This window comes from Sporacetigenium mesophilum DSM 16796 (genome assembly GCF_059569055.1).
Genome location: NZ_JCANUR010000009.1, coordinates 52,016 through 71,297 on the forward strand (window position 1 = coordinate 52,016; position 19,282 = coordinate 71,297).

At 29.1% G+C, this 19,282-nt stretch carries 21 protein-coding genes, 1 pseudogene and 1 other annotated feature; of the genes and pseudogenes, 5 read left to right on the forward strand and 17 right to left on the reverse strand.

What is annotated here, in order from left to right; translation table 11 throughout:
- Positions 1-11 precede the first annotated feature (11 nt).
- The 4 genes from mnmA to sfsA form a co-directional block, all read right to left on the reverse strand.
- Positions 12-1,100, reverse strand: coding sequence for a tRNA 2-thiouridine(34) synthase MnmA (gene mnmA / locus BS62_RS08815; RefSeq protein ID WP_496490899.1), 1,089 nt, complete (start codon positions 1,098-1,100; stop codon positions 12-14).
- Between the two features lie 135 nt (positions 1,101-1,235).
- Complete coding sequence (locus BS62_RS08820; RefSeq protein WP_496490900.1) at positions 1,236-2,687, reverse strand: amino acid permease; 1,452 nt, start codon at positions 2,685-2,687, stop codon at positions 1,236-1,238.
- 187 nt (positions 2,688-2,874) lie between these two features.
- The gene (locus BS62_RS08825; RefSeq protein ID WP_496490901.1) at positions 2,875-3,744 is read right to left on the reverse strand and encodes a DegV family protein; all 870 of its coding nucleotides are present in this window, start codon (positions 3,742-3,744) and stop codon (positions 2,875-2,877) included.
- Positions 3,745-3,892: 148 nt separating this feature from the next.
- Entirely contained in the window at positions 3,893-4,582 is a 690-nt protein-coding gene (gene sfsA / locus BS62_RS08830) for a DNA/RNA nuclease SfsA (RefSeq protein WP_496490902.1), read from the reverse strand.
- Positions 4,583-4,735: 153 nt separating this feature from the next.
- Between sfsA and BS62_RS08835 the strand changes: the two genes are divergently transcribed.
- Positions 4,736-5,284, forward strand: a complete 549-nt coding sequence (locus BS62_RS08835) for a DUF2238 domain-containing protein (protein WP_496490903.1) — start codon at positions 4,736-4,738, stop codon at positions 5,282-5,284.
- Between the two features lie 51 nt (positions 5,285-5,335).
- Here the strand turns inward: BS62_RS08835 and BS62_RS08840 are convergent, their stop codons facing one another.
- The 3 genes and pseudogenes from BS62_RS08840 to BS62_RS08850 form a co-directional block, all read right to left on the reverse strand.
- Complete coding sequence (locus BS62_RS08840; protein ID WP_496490904.1) at positions 5,336-5,839, reverse strand: peptide deformylase; 504 nt, start codon at positions 5,837-5,839, stop codon at positions 5,336-5,338.
- A 77-nt stretch (positions 5,840-5,916) separates the two neighbouring features.
- Positions 5,917-7,233, reverse strand: coding sequence for a hemolysin family protein (locus tag BS62_RS08845; RefSeq protein ID WP_496490905.1), 1,317 nt, complete (start codon positions 7,231-7,233; stop codon positions 5,917-5,919).
- Positions 7,234-7,381: 148 nt separating this feature from the next.
- Positions 7,382-7,516 (reverse strand): annotated as a pseudogene (locus tag BS62_RS08850) (tautomerase family protein); the annotation flags it as partial.
- A 200-nt stretch (positions 7,517-7,716) separates the two neighbouring features.
- Here BS62_RS08850 and BS62_RS08855 point away from each other — a divergent pair.
- Positions 7,717-9,396 carry a flavin monoamine oxidase family protein gene (locus BS62_RS08855; protein WP_496490906.1) on the forward strand — a complete coding sequence of 560 codons (1,680 nt, stop codon included), beginning with the start codon at positions 7,717-7,719 and terminating at the stop codon, positions 9,394-9,396.
- Positions 9,397-9,468: 72 nt separating this feature from the next.
- Here the strand turns inward: BS62_RS08855 and BS62_RS08860 are convergent, their stop codons facing one another.
- The 8 genes from BS62_RS08860 to BS62_RS08895 all read right to left on the reverse strand — a co-directional run bounded on the left by BS62_RS08860 (position 9,469) and on the right by BS62_RS08895 (position 15,604).
- Positions 9,469-10,980: a fascin domain-containing protein gene (locus BS62_RS08860; RefSeq protein WP_496490907.1), complete on the reverse strand. Its 1,512-nt coding sequence runs from the start codon at positions 10,978-10,980 to the stop codon at positions 9,469-9,471.
- Positions 10,981-11,047: 67 nt separating this feature from the next.
- Positions 11,048-11,794 (reverse strand): amino acid ABC transporter ATP-binding protein, encoded by a 747-nt coding sequence (locus BS62_RS08865; protein ID WP_496490908.1) that lies wholly within the window; start codon positions 11,792-11,794, stop codon positions 11,048-11,050.
- Between the two features lie 11 nt (positions 11,795-11,805).
- On the reverse strand, positions 11,806-12,417 hold the full coding sequence (locus tag BS62_RS08870; RefSeq protein ID WP_496490967.1) for an amino acid ABC transporter permease: 612 nt from the start codon (positions 12,415-12,417) through the stop codon (positions 11,806-11,808).
- Positions 12,418-12,462: 45 nt separating this feature from the next.
- Positions 12,463-13,260, reverse strand: a complete 798-nt coding sequence (locus tag BS62_RS08875; protein ID WP_496490909.1) for an amino acid ABC transporter substrate-binding protein — start codon at positions 13,258-13,260, stop codon at positions 12,463-12,465.
- A gap of 163 nt (positions 13,261-13,423) precedes the next feature.
- Positions 13,424-13,686: a binding site (T-box leader), on the reverse strand.
- A 69-nt stretch (positions 13,687-13,755) separates the two neighbouring features.
- Positions 13,756-14,007, reverse strand: a complete 252-nt coding sequence (locus tag BS62_RS08880) for a hypothetical protein (RefSeq protein ID WP_496490910.1) — start codon at positions 14,005-14,007, stop codon at positions 13,756-13,758.
- 182 nt (positions 14,008-14,189) lie between these two features.
- Positions 14,190-14,381 (reverse strand): hypothetical protein, encoded by a 192-nt coding sequence (locus BS62_RS08885; protein ID WP_496490911.1) that lies wholly within the window; start codon positions 14,379-14,381, stop codon positions 14,190-14,192.
- Between the two features lie 118 nt (positions 14,382-14,499).
- The gene (locus BS62_RS08890; RefSeq protein ID WP_496490912.1) at positions 14,500-15,192 is read right to left on the reverse strand and encodes an LrgB family protein; all 693 of its coding nucleotides are present in this window, start codon (positions 15,190-15,192) and stop codon (positions 14,500-14,502) included.
- The gene (locus BS62_RS08895; protein ID WP_496490913.1) at positions 15,185-15,604 is read right to left on the reverse strand and encodes a CidA/LrgA family protein; all 420 of its coding nucleotides are present in this window, start codon (positions 15,602-15,604) and stop codon (positions 15,185-15,187) included. The genes BS62_RS08890 and BS62_RS08895 overlap by 8 nt, the downstream gene beginning before the upstream one ends.
- Before the next feature lie 163 nt (positions 15,605-15,767).
- On the opposite strand from BS62_RS08895, the gene BS62_RS08900 reads away from it, so the two are divergent.
- The gene (locus tag BS62_RS08900; RefSeq protein WP_496490914.1) at positions 15,768-15,947 is read left to right on the forward strand and encodes a hypothetical protein; all 180 of its coding nucleotides are present in this window, start codon (positions 15,768-15,770) and stop codon (positions 15,945-15,947) included.
- Positions 15,948-16,000: 53 nt separating this feature from the next.
- On the opposite strand, the gene BS62_RS08905 is transcribed toward BS62_RS08900, so the two are convergent.
- Positions 16,001-16,711, reverse strand: coding sequence for a YczE/YyaS/YitT family protein (locus BS62_RS08905; RefSeq protein WP_496490915.1), 711 nt, complete (start codon positions 16,709-16,711; stop codon positions 16,001-16,003).
- 132 nt (positions 16,712-16,843) lie between these two features.
- Here BS62_RS08905 and BS62_RS08910 point away from each other — a divergent pair, with 132 nt between their 5' ends.
- Together BS62_RS08910 and BS62_RS08915 are read left to right on the forward strand one after the other, a co-directional pair.
- Entirely contained in the window at positions 16,844-18,037 is a 1,194-nt protein-coding gene (locus tag BS62_RS08910; protein ID WP_496490916.1) for an anaerobic nitric oxide reductase flavorubredoxin, read from the forward strand.
- A gap of 121 nt (positions 18,038-18,158) precedes the next feature.
- Positions 18,159-18,362 (forward strand): alpha/beta-type small acid-soluble spore protein, encoded by a 204-nt coding sequence (locus BS62_RS08915; protein WP_496490917.1) that lies wholly within the window; start codon positions 18,159-18,161, stop codon positions 18,360-18,362.
- Positions 18,363-18,419: 57 nt separating this feature from the next.
- Here the strand turns inward: BS62_RS08915 and BS62_RS08920 are convergent, their stop codons facing one another.
- On the reverse strand, positions 18,420-19,241 hold the full coding sequence (locus tag BS62_RS08920) for an MBL fold metallo-hydrolase (RefSeq protein WP_496490918.1): 822 nt from the start codon (positions 19,239-19,241) through the stop codon (positions 18,420-18,422).
- Between the last annotated feature and the right edge of the window lie 41 nt (positions 19,242-19,282).

The window sequence follows — 19,282 nt, forward strand, 5'->3', positions numbered from 1 at the left end:
TTTTTGGAAATTTATTTAAAATATTCATCTATTATACCCCCACCTAAGCAAACTTCTTTATCATAAAAAACTACTGCTTGTCCTGGAGTTATGGCCTTTTGAGGATTCTTAAATTCAACTATACAAGTATTATTGTCTTTTATATGTACTATAACATCTTGATCTTGTTGTCTATACCTAAACTTAGCACTACACTCAAAACTACTTGGTTTTTCTTTATTACTTATCCAGTTTACATCCGTAGCTTTTAGTCCATTACAATATAATGCTAGATTATTTTCACCTTGAGCTACATAAAGCGTATTGGCTTTTAAATCTTTTTCTACAACAAACCATGGCTCACCTAAGCCACCTATACCAAGACCCTTTCTTTGACCTAGGGTATAATGCATAAGTCCATGATGCTCCCCTTTTATTTCTCCTTCTAATGTTTTTATAGGTCCATTTTTGGCAGGTAGGTAGTTATTTAAAAACTCCCTAAAATCTCTTTCTCCTATAAAACAAATTCCTGTACTATCTTTTTTATTTGCCGTTATTAAGTTATGTTTTTTTGCTAGTTCTCTAACTTCAGGCTTTGTTAAATGTCCTATAGGAAACATACTTTTTGATAGTTGATTTTGATTTAACTCACATAAAAAATATGATTGGTCTTTATTTTTATCAAGCCCTCTTAAAAGTCTATATTCGCCATTTATATAATCTACCTGAGCATAATGACCCATAGCTATATAATCAGCTCCTATACCCATGGCAAAATCTAAAAATGCTTTGAACTTTATTTCTTTATTGCACATTACATCTGGGTTAGGTGTTCTTCCTTTTCTATATTCAGATAAAAAATATTCAAAAACCCTATCCCAATATTCTTTCACAAAATTTATTGTATAATATGGAATATCTAAAGCTGAACATACCTTTATAACATCTTCATAATCCTCAGTTGCTGTACAAATTCCCTCATCATTTTTTTCTTCCCAATTTTTCATAAATACCCCTACAACATTGTATCCCTGTTCTTTTAGTAGTAATGCACAAACAGAAGAGTCAACTCCACCAGACATTCCAACTACTACCTTTGTATCTTTCGGTTCTTTATTCATCTATATAATCAACCTTTCTTTATATATCTTTACAAATTTATTCAAACTTATTATATGTAATTTATAATATTATAAAACAAAAAGCCTAGATTTCGATCAATATGAAATCTAGGCTTTTAATATACTATAGAGTTTCTAACTATTTTCTTTTTCAGTATTTGATTTGTTCGCTTTTTTTGCCATCATAGGTAATATTAATCCTAATCCCATTAATACTATTGGTGTTAACACATTTAACATAACTCTAAAATTCCACTCACTGCTAAATGCTTTTAAGTCAGATGGGAACATTCCCATTATACAAGCAAATGCTGTAAATACAAAACACCAAAGACCTACTATAAATCCAAACTTAGGATTTTTTATAAACTTATATTTTGAATCAAATTTATCAGCCATACGCTTAATTCCCATATAAGCTGCAAATACCCATAAGTATCTAAGTGGCATAACAACAGCGTTTAATTTTAATAACCAATTAAATAATTCATTCATACTTCCTATTCCAAGTGCTGGTACTATTATCAATATACCAACAAGAACTGCTGTCATCTTATAACCATTTATTGGTGCGCCAAACTTATTAACTTTAGTTAAAGATTTTGGTATAAAGTTTTCATCAGATTCTGCAAATAAAACTTTAAGTGGTGCATCAATTGATATTAATAATACAGAAAGTTGAGCCGCTAAGTTAGCTAATGCATATACTATTAAGAAGAAATTTCCTAATCCATAGTATTCCCCTAATAACTTAAATGAATAATAAGCACCATTCATCATTAAGTCATCAGGTCTATTGTTTGCATCAAACATCATACCCATTGCTATAGAACCAAGTAGTGCAGATATAGCAACTGTTGCTGCAAGAGCCATCATTCCTTTAGGGAATCCTTTTTCTGGGTCTTCTGTATTGTTAGCATAAGGAGATAGTTTTTCTGCACCTCCAACTGCAAACACTAACATCGCTATTGTTGTAAAGTATGTAAAATCAAATTTTGGTATTATACTTTTTAAACTCCAATCAACAGTTGCTATTTTAACACCTGTTATCGCTGGTGCTGCTATCATCATAACTACATATAGCATACCCATTACGAACATAGCCATTCCAGCTACAGTACTTATTCTTTTTATAGATGTAAGCCCTCTTGAAGCTATGTACATAAATAATAAAAATATTGCTAAACATCCAAGTTGTAACACTAATGGATTTGCATTTTTAACTATATCTCCATTTTGAAATACTGTCCAACTAAATGCTATTATGGCACCTTGTGGTTTTTGTGCTAAATACGGAACATGAACAACCCAATAAGTCCAACCAGCTAAATAAGCTAACATAGGAGTAGAAGTATGCTTAATCCATGTACTTACTCCGGCCTTCCCTTTGTTAAATGTAGAACCTAATTCCCCAACCATTAATACATAAGGTACAAAATATAGGGCAATTATAAGTACCCATGACACCAAAACTGTTAGTCCTTGATTTGCGAAGTTGTTAACAACGTTTCCAAATCCCCAAACACTGACAAAAGCCATCATTGCAAGACTCTGCCATTTGATTTTTTTATTATCCACTTCTGACATCTAAAATCCCCCTCGTAGTAAATTGAAAACAATTTCACAATGATTATATCAAAATACTACAAGAATTACCATGTTTTTTGAAATTTTTCTTTCAGTTTTTATTATTATTTGAATTAATAATTTCATAATTTTCTACAAAAAGAAAACCTGAACTCTGCAAATTGCAAAATTCAGGTATATTTATAATTTATCTTTTTTCACCTATAAAGAATAAAGCTAAAGTTCCTGGACCAGTATGAGCGCCTATTACTGGACCAATATTATTTATTATAACATCTTTGACATTAAATTCACTAGTTATCATGTCCTTTACAGCAAGTGCATCCTTTAAACAGTCTCCATGACTTATAAAAATTACTTGTTCTTCTGGATTTACTGATTTTTGTCTAAATTCATCTACTAAAGACATAAGAGCTTTTTTTCTTCCTTTTACTTTTGCAGCAGAAACCAGTTTTCCTTCCCCATCTATAGTTAATATAGGTTTTATACTTAACATAGTTCCTATCATAGCTCCAGTAGATGAAATTCTACCACCTCTTTTTAGGTGATTAAGGTCATCAACTGTAAACCAATGATTTACTTTTGGTATATTTTCTTCAACCCAATTTACTATTTCATCTTTAGTACAACCTTTTTTTAGCATTTCATTTGCATGATAAGCTATTAAGCCTTCTCCTAATGATGCACTTTTAGTATCTATAATTGTAATATCAGCATCTGTATACTCTTCTAATAATTCATTTCTTGCAATGTAAGAACTATTTAAAGATCCACTTAATTGAGATGAAAATCCTAAATATATTATTGATTTTCCTTCTTTTATATATCTTTCAAACACATCTTTATAAGTATATGAATTTATTTGAGATGTAGTTGGCATCTCTCCTTCTTTAACTGCATTATAAAATTCTTTATATGAAATAGTTTTTCCAAAATCATCTACTATTTGTTCTCCCTTGAAATTAACAGTAAGCCCTATTGAAGGTATATTATTTTTTTCTATATATTCTCTTGGCAAGTCACTACATGAATCTATTAATATTACTGTATCTTTCATAAATTTCTCCTTTATATTAATTTTTCTTTTTTTGTATTATTATCTATTATTTATTAGATATTTTTATACAATTACCTTTATATATTTATTACTTTTAATCTTTTATTTTATATTATACACAAATTCTGTATACATGTGAAATCAAAATCTAAAGTACCACATCAACTTCTTCGTAAAGTTCTATAAAATCTTCACCTATTTTACATTTATATGCAAATATATCAACCCCATTTTCACGACACTTAATTAAAGCATCTGAAAAATTTTTATCCATATCTTTATGTGGAGTAAAATATATTACATCATCCATTTGTATTAAAAATATTACTCCTGCGCCTCTACCACTTTCTACAACATCAATCAACTCTAGTAAATGTTTTGTACCTCTTTGTGTTGGTGCATCTGGGAACTTACATATTCCATCAAGTTCTAGAGTTACCCCTTTTACTTCTAAATAATACTCTTCATTTTCATTTGAAAGTCTAAAATCAAATCTTGAATTTCCATATTTTTTTTCTCTTTCAATTTTATGATATTTTTTAAGTTTTTCAATTCTTTGCATAAATAAAGCTTCTTCTACAACCTTATTCGGTTCCTGAGAATCTATATGAATTATTTTATCGTTTTTGTAAGCTCCAAGTAACGAATATTTAGTTTTTCTACTTGGATTATTTGATTTTTTAAGTAATACAGTACAACCTTCTATTAATATCTCTCTACATCTACCAGTATTAGGAACATGCACTATGACTTCTTCACCATCTATATCTACATGAGCTATGAATCTATTTGGTCTTTTTATAAATCTACCTCTTATTATTTCTTCTGTATATATCACATTCTCACCTACATCTTATTTAATATATTTCATCTAGTTATTATATCATTTATAAAAAATGTTAACCAATAAGATTTATTATTAAGTTTGCTATATAGTTTTCATAATTTTGGATATTATATATGGTAAAGTTTAATGAATAGGAGAATTAAAATGTTTAGCTTATTATTTAAGGCAATATATCTTTTATTTATAGTATTCTATATATTTAAAAAAGAATTTAATAACGTAGGTATCTTGGTAGGAGCATTGCTAACATCTTGCTTTATAGATATACTATGTTCTAAATTCAAACTCTGCTTTTCTAATATTGTAAATATTTCACTAAATATTCTTATTTTATGTTCTATGTTGCTAGGAGAAATTTTTAAGTTCTATAGCATAGTACCTATCTATGATGATATTTTACACGCATATTCTGGAATGTTATTTTGCATTGTAGGTTATTATGTATTAAAAAGAGTTAATACTTCTAGAGCATATTCTTATATGAGCCTATTGTTTATATGTCTTTTTATGTTTTGTTTTAGTATATCATTTAATATATTTTGGGAGATAATTGAGTTTGTATCAGATTCTATATTAAAAACTGATATGCAAAATTTTAGCTTAAAAGATACTATGATCGATATATTAGATGGAGTTATTGCGTCATTTGTGACATGTATATTTAGTTATTTTTATTTATTAAAATCAAAATGACCATATTAAGTATGGTCACTTTACTTTATATATCTAAATATTTAATTTACCCTAAAAATATCCTGACTTTTTCTTATTAATTCTAAATGATTTTCCATCTATAGCCCTTTGTACAGCTAATATACCATCTAAATGATCGTATTCATGTTGTACTAATTCTGATAAATCTCCTTCAAGCTCTAGAATACAGTCATTCCAACTTAAATCTTTATAATAAAGCTTGCATTTTTTATATCTATATAATCTAACCTCTAGCCCTGGAAAACTCATACAATCATCCCATAATTCTATTTTTTCATCTCCTATAAATTCAAGTTTTGGATTTATAATAGATAAAGAATCTCCTTCAATATTTATATATATTATTCTATAAAATTCATTAATTTGAGGTGCTGTAATAGCTCTACCAAAACCATACTTTCTTCTAAAATTCATTAAAGTATCATGTAAGTCATTAATTATAGCTTGTGCTTTTTTTATATCATCCTTTAATATCTCTATGGATTTCTTATGTAAATTTTCATCTCCTAAAGCCAGTATATCTCTCTTAGCCATAGTAGTCCCCCCTTTTGTTTTACATTATTAAATTATATGCACAGGGTGGGATAATTAGTAATAAAAAAGAGAAGCCATTATGCCTCTCTTTGTAAATGCATTCTTACTTTTCCTATTCTTTTTTCTCTTACTTCTTCTATTTCAAAAATTAAGTTTTCATACTCTATACTTTTATATTCTTCATTTGTAGGTATACTACCTATAAGGTCTACTACAAATCCTCCAATTGTATCTGAGTGTTCTGATTTCAAATCTAAATCAAGGTGGTCATTTACATCTTCTATAGATATTAATCCATCTATTAAGTATGTATTATTATCTATTTTTTTAATATCTGGCTCATTTTCATCGTATTCATCAAATATATTACCCATAACCTCTTCAATTAAGTCCTCAATAGTTACTATTCCTGAAAATCCACCATACTCATCTATTAAAATAGCCATATGATTTTTAGAACCTTGAAGGTCTTTAAATAAAACATCTATACTTTTTGTTTCTGGAACGAAATAAGGTTCTCTTAGTATTGGCTTTATATTTATATTATCGAATCCATGTTTGTGTGCTTCTATAAAAAAATCTTTTATATTTAAGATCCCTATTATATTGTCTGTATTATCTTCATAAACAGGAATTCTTGAGAACTTTTCTTCTAAGAACCCTTCTACATATTTATCTATAGGGTCATTTATTTCTACTGAAAATACTTCTTGCCTTGGAGTCATTACTTCTTTTGCTACTTTATCATCAAAATCAAATATGCTCTCTAACATTTCTTTTTCTGTTGCATTTATAACTCCATGCTCTTGTCCTACTTCAATCATTGATTTTAATTCTTCTCTTGATACTTTTTCATCTAGTCCCTCTACATCAAGTCCTACAATTCTAACTAGTAAGTTACTTGAACCTGAAAGTAATTTTACAAATGGTCTTGTAATTTTAGATACAATAACTATTGGTTTAACAGCAAACATAGCAATAGTTTCAGACATTTGAAGTGCAATTCTCTTAGGGAATAATTCACCAAATACTAAGGTTAAGTAAGATAAAGCTATAGTAATTGTAACAAGCGCAATTTGAGAGCTATATGGAATACCCATAGTGTTTAAAAAATTTGCTAAATCATCAGACATTCCTGTAGATGCAAATGCACTGGCAAAGAAACCTGCAAAAGTTATACCAACTTGTATTGTAGCTAAAAAATTAGTTGGTTCTTCTAAAAGTTTTTCAAGCATTATAGCTTTTTTATTTCCTTCATCTGCAAGCATTCTAATTTTGTTTTTGTTTAATGAAACTATAGCCATTTCTGCAGAAGCAAAAAAAGCGTTTATTAAAGTTAAAAATAAAATAAATAAAATCTGAATAGCAATATTCTGACTAGGATCAGGATCCATTTAGTACTACCTCCCACAAAAATTATAATATATTTATATTAATATATTATAATCATAACGATTTAATTCCGCAAGTGCTATATTTTTTAGACTATTTTACTACAAAATAAAAACGAGCAAAAAATTTACTCGTTTTTATTTAAAGCATTTATTTTTTCATTTCAGATAATTGAACTCCACCTACGCCTATATTATCCGCATGTTTTTCATCGACAATTATGGTAATTGTTTGCTTAGATAATTGTGCTACACCAGATACTACTTCTGTTAATCTTTCTATAAGTCTTTTTCTTTTCTTTAGTTATTACTCCCATACCAACTTGTATTGTAAGCATAATAATCACTTATTTTATTTATTATTTTTACTAGATTTCATTTTTAATCTGCGCATTTATTAAATTTTTTATTTACAAGTTCAAAAATTATCTAATAAAACATATATATATAACAGTAATTATAATTGATCTTAGAGGAGCAGATAGTATGATACGTGAAAATATATATAACCCTACCCCAAGGCAAAGACATGAAATGTTTTATGAAACATTGAGAAGTTTAAATAGATTAGAAGATTATTATAACGTACTTGAACTTTTAAGTCCTCCTCCTGATATTACAACTCTTGCCCGACCTGGATCCTTTAAAAATATAAATATAGGAATTGTAGGTGGAGGATCAGCTGGTCTTGCAGCTGCCTTTGAACTTAGAAAACTTGGATTTAATATTACTATATTTGAAGCTTTGAAGGATAGAATCGGTGGAAGGATCTATACACATTATTTTGATGAAAATCTTTATGGAGAACTAGGTGCAATGAGAATACCTATTAGTCATGAAACAACATGGAAATATATAGATTTGTTTAAACTTAATACAAAACCCTTTGTACAATCAAATGAAAACGGAATTATGTATGTAAGAAATAAACACGCGAGAAATGATGCAAATGGACTAAGTGTCATGGAAAATATTTATCCTTCATTTAATTTACAGGGTTATGAAAAAATAACTCCATGGAATAAATTATTAGGCAATGCTGTAGATTATTATTTCCGTCAAATTCAACCTATGTATAGAAGGGATATTATACAGGTAAAGCCAGAATATAATCAACAGGTTATAAATGCTGACTTTTTTAGTATAAGACGTGCTCTTGAATTATACGGATTAAGTCAAGATGCAATAGCTATGATTTCTGGCGTTAATCCTTTTACAGGAGAATTTTTAGATAATAACATTTTAGAAGTTCTTCAAGAAACCTACACAACTGATTTTAGTTTTGTATATCAGCCTGAAGGAGGAATGGTAACTATACCATTAGCGTTTTATAACTCCTTAACTAATGAATACCCTATGGAATATGGAGATATACCTATTGAGTTACTTGGGAAGATTGATTTTAAGGCTGGTCACTTTGTAGAAGAAATTAGCCAATTCGAAAAAAATGGTCCTATAACTATAACTTATAGACACGATAATACTATATCTAGCTCTACATTTGATTATGTTATATCATGTGCCCCTACTTCTTCTTTTAGAAATATAAGAACAAATCCTCCACTTTCTGTACCTAAGGAACAAGCAATACTTAGCGCTACTTTTGAAAATTCTCAAAAAACAATATTGTTTTTTGAGGAACGTTTTTGGGAAAAAAATGAAATGTATGGACCAATATGTGGAGGTGGATCTTTTACCGATTTACCTATTGCATCTATTTGGTATCCATCTTATGATATAAATGGATATGGTCTAAACTGCAAACCAAATCCAAATAGACCAGGAGTTTTACTTGCATCTTATAATTATACCCAAGATGCTACTAGATTAGGTAACCTATCTGATGATATAAGAATTGAACATATAAAAAGACAAATAGAATTGGTTCACAATCTTCCAAAAGGTTATTTAGATAGTATATTAATCGATTATAAAACTGTAAGTTGGAATAGGGAATATCCATTTTTTGGAGCATTCTTTTATATGTCTCCTGAAGAAAAAAGGTTGTATACTTACCCCCTTGTCACCCCAGAATACAATGGTAGGTTATTATTTGCTGGTAACTATGCTGCAGGTACCCATGCATGGGTACAAGGTGCACTAAAAACCGGAGCAGAAGCTGCTAATGAACTAGTTAATTTTATATTACAAAGAAGATATAGATAAAATAAAAGTAGGTTATCACATAAGCGATAACCTACTTTTATTTTATCTATTTACTAAATGTTATACTTATTGTTAACGAGGCTGACCAGCTCTACTTATTGTAAATCTAGTTCTTCTTCCTGTTTGATTTGCTCTTGCTACTAGCCAATTATCTCGCTCTCTTACTCTCACGTATTGCCCATTTGGTGCTTGAAGTGCTATCTCATTGTTATCTAGTCTTACTATAGTAAACCTAGTTGCTTGTTGTCTATTATTTGCATTTGCTAATAATGCTCCATCATTTTCTCTTACTCTTACATATTGACCATTGTAGCTTTGAAGGATTATCCCGTTATTTCCTGTACTTATAGCTTTAAAATTCTCCCATATATCTGCTACATCTCTATTTGCTATTAATTCTCTTCCTCCACCATTTTCTGCTGCTACAAATTTATTTTCTAATATAGATTTAATGTTTATATTTCTTTCTCTTCCTACTTGACTTAGTAAATCATCTATTATATCTATAGGTTGCGTTATTCTATCTATTATAAATCTAGTTCTTCTTCCTGTATCATCTGCTCTTGCTACTAGCCATTTATCACGATCTCTTACCCTTACATATTGTCCGTTTGGTGCTTGAAGAGCTACTTCTCTTCCTTGTAATCTTATTATTCTAAACCTTGTTGCTGATTGTCTATTATTTGCATTTGCCAATAATACTCCATCATTTTCTCTTATTCTTATATATTGACCATTGTAACTTTGAAGGATTATAGTGTTATTTCCTGTATTTATTATTTTAAAAGTTTCCCATATATCTGCTACATCTCTATTTGCTACTAATTCTCTTCCTCCACCATTTTCTGCTGCTACAAACTTATTTTCTACTACAGATTTTATAGTTACATTTCTTTCTCTTCCAGTTTGACCAATTATATCTTCTAAAATATCTTCAATTATATCTGGTATACTTGGTGCTGTCGATATTGTGTTAATTATAAATCTCGTTCTTCTTCCTGTATCATCAGCCCTTGCTACTAGCCATTTATCATTTTCTCTTACTCTTACATATTGACCATTTGGCGCTTGAACTGCCATTTCATTTCCTTCTAATCTAACTATAGTAAACCTAGTTGCTGATTGTCTGTTATCTGCATTTGCTAATAATGCACCATCATTTTCTCTTACTCTTACATATTGACCATTATAACTTCTTAGAATAACCACATTATTTGGCAAAATAGTAGCTGTAAAAGTTTCCCATATATCTGCTACATCTCTATTTGCTACTAATTCTCTTCCTCCGCCACTTTCTGCTGCTACAAACTTATTTTCTACTACAGATTTTATAGTTATATTTATTTCTCTTCCACCTAGTTGTACTAGCACTGGCCCTATTATATCTGTAAGGTTTAGTGCTTCTACAGCATTATCTTCTTCAGGCGCTTCTTGTATTGTATTATTCTGGTTGTTATTATTCATATTGATATTATTATTCATGTTATTATACATATTATAGTTTTGATATAAATAATTAAGATACATAAAATAATCATAAGGATTATAGTAATAATAATTCATAGGTTTATGCTTTTTATACAATTTACTCACCTCTTATATAGTTTAATTTATATGTATAATATGTTAAAAACTATATAAGGGTGTTTATTTAAGCTAAATTAAACTTTCTTATTATATCCTCTTTTTGATTTTCGAAAAATTGCTCATTAGAAGATTCTTCTACTATTTCTCCTTTGTCAATAAATATAACTCTATCAGAAATTTTTTTAGCAAAATCCATGTCATGAGTTATTATAAGTACTGCCATATTATTTTTTGCAAAATTCTTTATTATAGATGCGATCTCTTCTGTTAGTTGTGGATCTAGGGCAGAAGTAGGCTCATCAAAGCAAATTATTTTTGGATTTAAAGCACATGCCCTAGCTATAGCAACCCTTTGTTTTTGTCCTCCAGATAATTCAAATGGATAACAGTCTACTTTATCTTCTAACCCCATTAAGCTTAGAAGTTCTATAGCATTTTCTTTTGCATCATCTTTTGAAATACCCAAAGAATTTATTGGAGCTTCAATTATATTTTCTAAAACTGACATATGTGGAAACAAATTAAAATTTTGAAAAACCATACCTAAATTTCTTCTTATATTACCTATTTCTTTTTTATTTGCGTATATGCTTTTTCCACCTTTATCTGTACACAAATTCATTCCAGAGATTTCAATAGTTCCTTTATCACACTGCTCAAGGCCATTTATGCATCTAATTAAAGTAGTTTTTCCTGCTCCAGATTGCCCCAAAACAGCTAACACTTCTCCTTTGTCTAATTGAATATTTATATCTTTTAATACTTTTTTTCCTTTAAAACTTTTACTTAAATTTTGTACTTTAAGAACCATAATGTCACCCCCTATTCATAATAAGAATATCTTTTTTCTAAAGCCTTAAAATTATTTGTTAATATGACAGTTAGCATAAGATAAATTATACCTACCGCTACAAGAGGAGCCAATGATGCATCGGTATTAGAAGCTATCTTTCCGGCTTTTAGTATGTCATCTAAGCCTACTACATATACAAGTGCTGTATCTTTTATAAGTGTAATTACCTCGTTCGATACAGGTGGCAATACCATTTTTGTCATTTGAGGTAATATAATTCTCACAAATGTATTAAATGGAGTTAGCCCTAATACGTCTGCTGCTTCGTATTGACCTTTATCTATAGATTCAATTCCAGATCTAAAAATTTCCCCAAAATACGCCCCATAATTAAGAGTAAAGGCTACTATAATAGCATTAAATCTATCAAATACAATTCCAATTATAGGAAGACCAAAGAATATAAATATTATTTGAAGAAGTAGGGGTGTTCCTCTCATAATTAAAATATATATTTGAGCTATATTACTCAAAACATTAAACTTAGATAATCTAAAAAGTGCAACAATAATTCCTAAAGGAATCGAAAGTACTAAAGTTAATAAGAATACCTCTATAGTTATTTTAAGGCCATCAATCATTGAGGGCAGTAGTGAGTAGATATAATTTATCATAATTTTTCACCTCTACTTTACTATATTTTCTCCAAACCATTTTTCAGATATTTTAGCTGATGATCCATCTTTTTTCATATCTTCTAAAGCTTTATTAATATTTTCAACAAGTTCATTGTCTTGTTTTCTTACACCTATTCCATATTCTTCTTTTCCAAAGTCATCTTGAATAACATTGTATTTTTCACTGCCTCTTTGCTTGATATAATATCTAGCTAATATTTCATCAGCAACTACAGCATCAACTCGTCCTGCTTCTAAATCCATAAAAGCATCATTGTTTGTTTCAAATAATACAGGTTTGCCTCCATTAAATTCTTTAACTAGCTTTGGTTCTTTATTTATTGCATCTACAGAACTTGATCCATTTTGAGCAGCTATTTTCTTGCCTTTAAGATCGTTTTTAGTATTTATTTTAGAATTAGATAAAGTGATTATTACCTGTCTATTTGCTAGATAAGGGTCGGTAAATAAAACTTTCTCTTTTCTTTCATCAGTCATTGTATACCCATTCCATATTAAATCGATATTTCCTGAATTTAACTCAGTTTCTTTCATTGACCAATCTATAGGCTGAAATTTTATCTCCTTATCTATTCTCTTTCCTACTTCTTTTGCTAAATCAACATCAAATCCAACTATTTCACCTTTATTATCTTTAAAACCCATAGGTACAAAGGTATCATCAAATCCTACAACTACATAATCTTTATTTTCTATATTTGAACTTTCTTTTGTACTAGAACATCCTGTTAAAGCAATTGTAAGTACACCTAATATCATTATTAATTTAAAAAATTTATTTTTCATATTATCCATCTCCTTTAATTTTAGTTTTTAAATTTCCAACTGCTAAACTTGAGCAACGGACCTGTTTTTCAAGGTCGTTGGCGACATAAGCGTAGCGAATTTGTATATTAAATCTGCGGGCCCTACAAATTTAAACACAAAAAACTCCCGTCTCTAGCTATAGCTAGAGGACGGGAGTATTACTCACGTGGTTCCACCTCTATTTATTGATATCTCGCGATATCAACCTCTTCAAGTACGACAATTAATTGTTTATACTCTAGCACTATAACGGGTGCAGGGATTCCGGGAACAGTCTACTACCTTAAAAGGGTTCGGTGCCCAGCTCAGAGATGTGTTCAAAATATAATCTATTGCCCCTCTCACCAACCGGGAACTCTCTGTTAAAGAAAATATATTTTTACTATTTCTCATCAAAGCTTTTAGAAATTTCCTTATTTTTTATTTATTCTATATTATAATATATAAAAATGTCAAGTGTTTTATGAATATTTTTTACTTTTTATCTACACTATCTAAATCTATATAAGCATCTATAAACGGAATATGAACCATATTATCTTTTATATGAGTAACTCCAAATTCCTTTAAGTCTTCACCTTCAATATCGCTTGTAACTTTATATTTTACAGTTTTATTGTCTTCTAGTACATCTCCATGAAAATAAAGACCTTCGTATTGTTTAAATTTAAAATCAAATATATCTTTTGATAATTTTGTGAAAATATGTAATCCTGATTTATTCATTTTATCAATTCCTTTCTTCGTAATTTAACAAAAATTCGTTTCACTCATGTCGCCAACAACCTTAAGAATGTGGTCTGTTGCTCAAGTTTATCAGTTGGATATTATAACTTATCTATAGACCAGATAAGCTATAATATCCTTATAATTTTAAAATAGTACCTTTTTAGGTACTATTTTTAATATTATTTAAAGTTATTCCATACATTTTTAGCTTTAGCAGCTTGATCACTACCTTCATAGTGGTTTCCTTCAGGGTCTCTTTGGAATGCACCACTTTGCATTTTTGCTTTGAATTCTGGATTATTAGGATTAAGTCCTTTATTATTTGGATATTTAAAAAGTTGCTCTTTAGGTTTTTTCGCTACTTTTTTCATTTTAAATCCTCCTTTAAATATAATACACAAACTTATTTTCTGTAATTATTGTGTCTATATTCTCATTTTAGATTTTTATTTTATATCCAAATTTGTAATATATTTCTTTTTAAGTTTTTTATAAAAATAAACTATATAATATTGGAACGATTAAAACTGTCATAACTCCACACACACCTATTGCTAAACTACTCATAGCCCCTTCTACTTCTCCCATTTCCACAGCCTTTGTAGTTCCACCTGCGTGAGATGCTGTACCTATGGCTATTCCCTTAGCTACAGGACTTTTTATTTTTAGAAATCTCAATAGTGGTTCCACTATCATAGCACCTAGGTTTCCACTTATAACTATACCTATAATAGTTATAGCTTGTATTCCTCCTGTACTTTCAGATAAAGATATTCCCATAGGTGTCGTTATAGACTTAGGAATTATCGATGCTATTATTTCATAATTCGTCCCCATTAGTTTACATATTATAATTATTGTAACAAATGATGTTAATACTCCAACGAATATTCCTACCAATATAGGTAGTGCATTTTTCTTTAAAAGTTCAAATTGTTTGTAAAGTGGTACTGCTAATATTACAGTAACAGGCCCTAAAAAATAAGATATCATTTCCCCACCTATTTTATAATTATCGTATGGTATCTTAGTTATAATTAAAAAAGCTAGTATCATCAACAAAGATGTAACAAGTGGATTTAAAAATGGATTTTTAGTTTTTTTAGCAATAATTATACCTATTTCAAAAGCTACAACTGTAAGGACTATACCAAATATAGGAGTTTCTAATACATTATACATAATCTCCCTCCCCTATGGTATCTTTACTAGGACTTTTAACAGTCTCATTTACATTATCTTTCTTCTTTAAAAGTACAAGCTTATCTACAACTATTCCTGTAACAGTTATAACAGTTATTGTACTTATTACAGTTGTTAGTAAAATAACTAAACCATTTTGCTTTATAATTCCCCAAGATGCTAAAAGACCAACTCCAGGAGGTATAAAAAATATCCCTATGTTTTTTAGAAAGAAATCACTTACATCTTCTATTTTTTCTAGTTTTATAATTTTAGTATTTAGTAATATAAATAATATTAACATTCCCATTATACTTCCAGGTATAACTATTAGGCTTTTTAATAGTGAACTTGCATATTCGCCTAATGCCCAAACAGAAAGTATAATTGATAATTGTTTAAGTATTTTCATTATGTCCCCCTTTTTAGAATGATTTTAATTTTAATAAATTTTATATATAAATTATAGAATAAAATTTACTTAATTACCACTTTATAATTAATGTATAGATGAATTTAAAATACAATAATGATAAAAATATATATGCTACAAAATAATTTAAGGGAGTGATTTTATGAGTTTTAAAGTACAATCTAAATTAAATCCAAATAATTTAAACTCATCAAAGTTAAAGTATGATAAACAAGGATTTGGAGAAAGAAATGATAGAAATAGATACGAAGGAGAAGCTTCTACTTATGAAGCACATTATGAAGATAAAGCAGAATATCCTACTACTAAAGTAATAAGATAAAATCAGCATTACTCAAATTAAATCAAATTAAAAGGAACTACTTAAGTAGTTCCTTAATCTTCTTTTGTTACTGCTTGCAAATTAACATCTTCAGTATGTCCATCACCTTTAGATTTAAGTATAATTTTCTTAAGGAACTTAATATCGTCATCGATAAATCTCATATTGACTTTACTAACATCAAACTTAAAAATTTTAAATCCAAGTTGAATAAAATATCCAAAGCTCAGAGCTGTAATTAGTGTTCCTATTCCTACATATCCACCTAAAAAATATCCTCCAACAAGTGCAAATATCTGAATGAAATTAGTTAAAAATTGAACTGACTTATTTGTTCGTTTTGTAAGAGCAAGCATTAATCCATCTCTAGGTCCAGATCCAAGCCCAGCTCCCATATATAAGTAACACCCAATTCCAATTATAAACATACCCGATATAATCATTATTAGTCCTGAGATAAAACTTTGGCAAACAGGGATAATATTATTTATCATTAAAATATCCATAAATAATCCAATAAATATCATATTAAATATAGTTCCCCAACCTATTCTTTCACCTAAAACACTATCTAGTATTACAAAGAATATTCCTACTATAATAGTTGCTTGGCCTATGGTAATACCTATTTTATTTGCAAAACCCTGATGAAAAACATCCCAAGGTGATAAACCTAAATTAGCATTAATGGTCATTACTATACCAATAGAACATACCAATAGTCCTATAAATAACCTTACAAAGCGCAGTATCATTTCCTTCATATAAAACTCCTTTATACTAGTATACAATATTATAATTTAGGATTTTATTATAACATATTTTATTCACTATGTATTTTTTATATTATTTAACCCAATAATTATAATGATAAATTTTATATTAGGAGGTTTTATATGAGTTTTAAAATAAATGATATCGTTACATGGGTTGGTAAAATAGATTGGGAATTGAGAACTTTTCACGGTGAAGAATATTCAACACATAAAGGTTCTTCATACAATTCCTATTTAATAAGAGATGAAAAGACAGTTTTAATAGATACCGTTTGGAAGCCTTTTGCTAAGGAATTTGTTGAAAATCTAAAAAAAGAAATAGATTTAAATAAAATCGACTACATAATATTAAATCATGCAGAGCCTGATCATAGTGGAGCACTTCCTGAGCTTATGAGGGAAATACCAAATACTCCTATTATATGTACTAAAAATGGAGTAAAAACTATAAAAGGTCATTACCATCAAGATTGGAACTTCATGGAAGTAAAAACTGGTGATACATTAGACTTAGGCAAAAACCAACTTACTTTTATTGAAGCTAGAATGCTCCATTGGCCAGACACTATGTTCACTTATTTAAATAATGAAAATATTTTATTTAGCAATGATGCTTTTGGCCAACACTATGCATCTGAATATATGTTTAATGATAAAGTCGACACTTGTGAATTATACCAAGAGGCTATAAAATATTATGCTAATATATTAACTCCATTTAGCAAATTAGTAAAAAATAAAATTGAAGAATTATTATCTTTAAATGTTCCTGTTGATATGATATGCCCAAGCCACGGTATAATTTGGAGAGAAGACCCTCTACAAATAGTTAATAAATATATGGAATGGGCAAGTGATTATCAAGAAAATCAAATCACATTAGTATATGATACTATGTGGGATGCAACAAGAAAAATGGCAGAAGCAATATCTCAAGGAATTAAGGAAGTTGATGACTCTGTAAATATTAAGTTGTTTAACTGCTCTAGAGGAGACAAAAATGACATAATTACTGAAGTATTTAAATCAAAGGCCATACTAATAGGTTCTTCTACTATTAATAAAGGAATATTATCAGCAACAGCTTCAATATTAGAAATTATAAAAGGCCTTGAATTTAAAAATAAAAAGGGAGCTGCATTTGGAAGTTATGGTTGGAGCGGCGAATGTTTAAAATTAATTAATGAAGAACTAACTAAAAGTAAACTCGCATTAGTAGATGATGGTATAAAAATTTTATGGAATCCATGTGAAGAATCATTAGAACAATGTAGAGTATATGGGAGAGAGTTTGCAGGTAAACTAAACAATTAATAAATTTTCAAAATCCATATTTTGCTTAGCATTTTAATTTTTTTAATGTAGATATTAATAGCAAGACAATTAAATATTTAAAAGTCTTATAACCTAAATCTCAAAAGAAGGGGTGATCTTTATGTCAAGTTCAAATAGAAATGTTGTTCCAGAAGCGAGAGCTGCATTAAATAGTTTAAAACTAGAAATAGCTAATGAATTAGGAGTAAACAACTATGATACTATAGACAAAGGAGAAATCTCATCAAGAGTTAATGGTTATGTTGGTGGTTATATGGTCAAAAAGTTAGTTGAAATGGCTGAAAATCAAATGGCTAATAAGTAGTAAATAGTAAAAGGGCTATTATAATTATAATAGCCCTTTTTATATGTTTTAAAATAATTATTTTTTAACAAAACGTCCATTATCAGGTACAGCAACATCTTCAAAATGATCTGCTAAGTACTGTAAATGGCTATTTAGATATTCATCCTTCATTGGCAATCCGTGGCTCGGAATAACAAGTGATGGCTTTAAATTTGCTAGAGTTTTTACTGATTTTTCTGCTTCTTCCCAATTAGTAGTGAAGTATGCTGGAGGCCCATTTAATTCTTTTTGTTTTGTAAGTACAGAAGTCATTGATTCTTGTTTTAATGTAGTAAATGCATCTCCAGGAATAATAACTCCATCTTCATCTCTATATAAAGATATGTGACCTGGTGTATGGCCGGGAGTATGAATCCAACGCCATCCGTCCATTCCAGGTACACTGTTATCATCTGGAAGTTTTTTTACGCGATTTCCTAAGTCAATACTTTCATTTGGCAGAAGTGGAGACATTTCTGCAATCATACCTCCACCTACAGTGGGGTCTCCCTTTGGATAATCTTTCTTTCCTGTAACATAAGGTATCTCTAGTTCATGTATATAAACTGATACGTCCCAGTATTTTGATAATTCAATAACCGAACCAACATGATCAAAATGTCCATGTGTAAGTATAATAGACTTTGGAACACTACCCTTTCCAAAAACTTCTTCTGATACCTTTATTATATCTTTCTTTGAATTTGCCAACCCTGTATCAACTAAAACCCAATCTCCTTTATTTGGATCTCCTACAATAAATGCATTTACCAAAGTAAAATTTAAAAGCACTATATCAGAAGTAACTTGTTTATACTCCATAGTTATGTCTGATATTTTTTCAAATATGTTATTCATAGTTTTTCACCTCTAGTATTTATCTCAAATTTAAAGTACGT

What these genes read in the sequence shown, in the direction of transcription:
- BS62_RS08825 (WP_496490901.1), bottom strand. Translation starts at nt 3,744, where the DNA reads ATGAAAGATACAGTAATATTAATAGATTCATGTAGTGACTTGCCAAGA.
- BS62_RS08865 (WP_496490908.1), bottom strand. Translation starts at nt 11,794, where the DNA reads ATGGTTCTTAAAGTACAAAATTTAAGTAAAAGTTTTAAAGGAAAAAAA.
- BS62_RS08855 (WP_496490906.1), top strand. Translation starts at nt 7,717, where the DNA reads ATGATACGTGAAAATATATATAACCCTACCCCAAGGCAAAGACATGAA.
- BS62_RS08840 (WP_496490904.1), bottom strand. Translation starts at nt 5,839, where the DNA reads ATGGCTAAGAGAGATATACTGGCTTTAGGAGATGAAAATTTACATAAG.
- BS62_RS08880 (WP_496490910.1), bottom strand. Translation starts at nt 14,007, where the DNA reads ATGAATAAATCAGGATTACATATTTTCACAAAATTATCAAAAGATATA.
- mnmA (WP_496490899.1), bottom strand. Translation starts at nt 1,100, where the DNA reads ATGAATAAAGAACCGAAAGATACAAAGGTAGTAGTTGGAATGTCTGGT.
- BS62_RS08905 (WP_496490915.1), bottom strand. Translation starts at nt 16,711, where the DNA reads ATGAAGGAAATGATACTGCGCTTTGTAAGGTTATTTATAGGACTATTG.
- BS62_RS08910 (WP_496490916.1), top strand. Translation starts at nt 16,844, where the DNA reads ATGAGTTTTAAAATAAATGATATCGTTACATGGGTTGGTAAAATAGAT.
- BS62_RS08900 (WP_496490914.1), top strand. Translation starts at nt 15,768, where the DNA reads ATGAGTTTTAAAGTACAATCTAAATTAAATCCAAATAATTTAAACTCA.
- BS62_RS08915 (WP_496490917.1), top strand. Translation starts at nt 18,159, where the DNA reads ATGTCAAGTTCAAATAGAAATGTTGTTCCAGAAGCGAGAGCTGCATTA.
- BS62_RS08920 (WP_496490918.1), bottom strand. Translation starts at nt 19,241, where the DNA reads ATGAATAACATATTTGAAAAAATATCAGACATAACTATGGAGTATAAA.
- BS62_RS08870 (WP_496490967.1), bottom strand. Translation starts at nt 12,417, where the DNA reads ATGATTGATGGCCTTAAAATAACTATAGAGGTATTCTTATTAACTTTA.
- BS62_RS08835 (WP_496490903.1), top strand. Translation starts at nt 4,736, where the DNA reads ATGTTTAGCTTATTATTTAAGGCAATATATCTTTTATTTATAGTATTC.
- BS62_RS08820 (WP_496490900.1), bottom strand. Translation starts at nt 2,687, where the DNA reads ATGTCAGAAGTGGATAATAAAAAAATCAAATGGCAGAGTCTTGCAATG.
- BS62_RS08895 (WP_496490913.1), bottom strand. Translation starts at nt 15,604, where the DNA reads ATGAAAATACTTAAACAATTATCAATTATACTTTCTGTTTGGGCATTA.
- BS62_RS08875 (WP_496490909.1), bottom strand. Translation starts at nt 13,260, where the DNA reads ATGAAAAATAAATTTTTTAAATTAATAATGATATTAGGTGTACTTACA.
- BS62_RS08890 (WP_496490912.1), bottom strand. Translation starts at nt 15,192, where the DNA reads ATGTATAATGTATTAGAAACTCCTATATTTGGTATAGTCCTTACAGTT.
- BS62_RS08845 (WP_496490905.1), bottom strand. Translation starts at nt 7,233, where the DNA reads ATGGATCCTGATCCTAGTCAGAATATTGCTATTCAGATTTTATTTATT.
- BS62_RS08885 (WP_496490911.1), bottom strand. Translation starts at nt 14,381, where the DNA reads ATGAAAAAAGTAGCGAAAAAACCTAAAGAGCAACTTTTTAAATATCCA.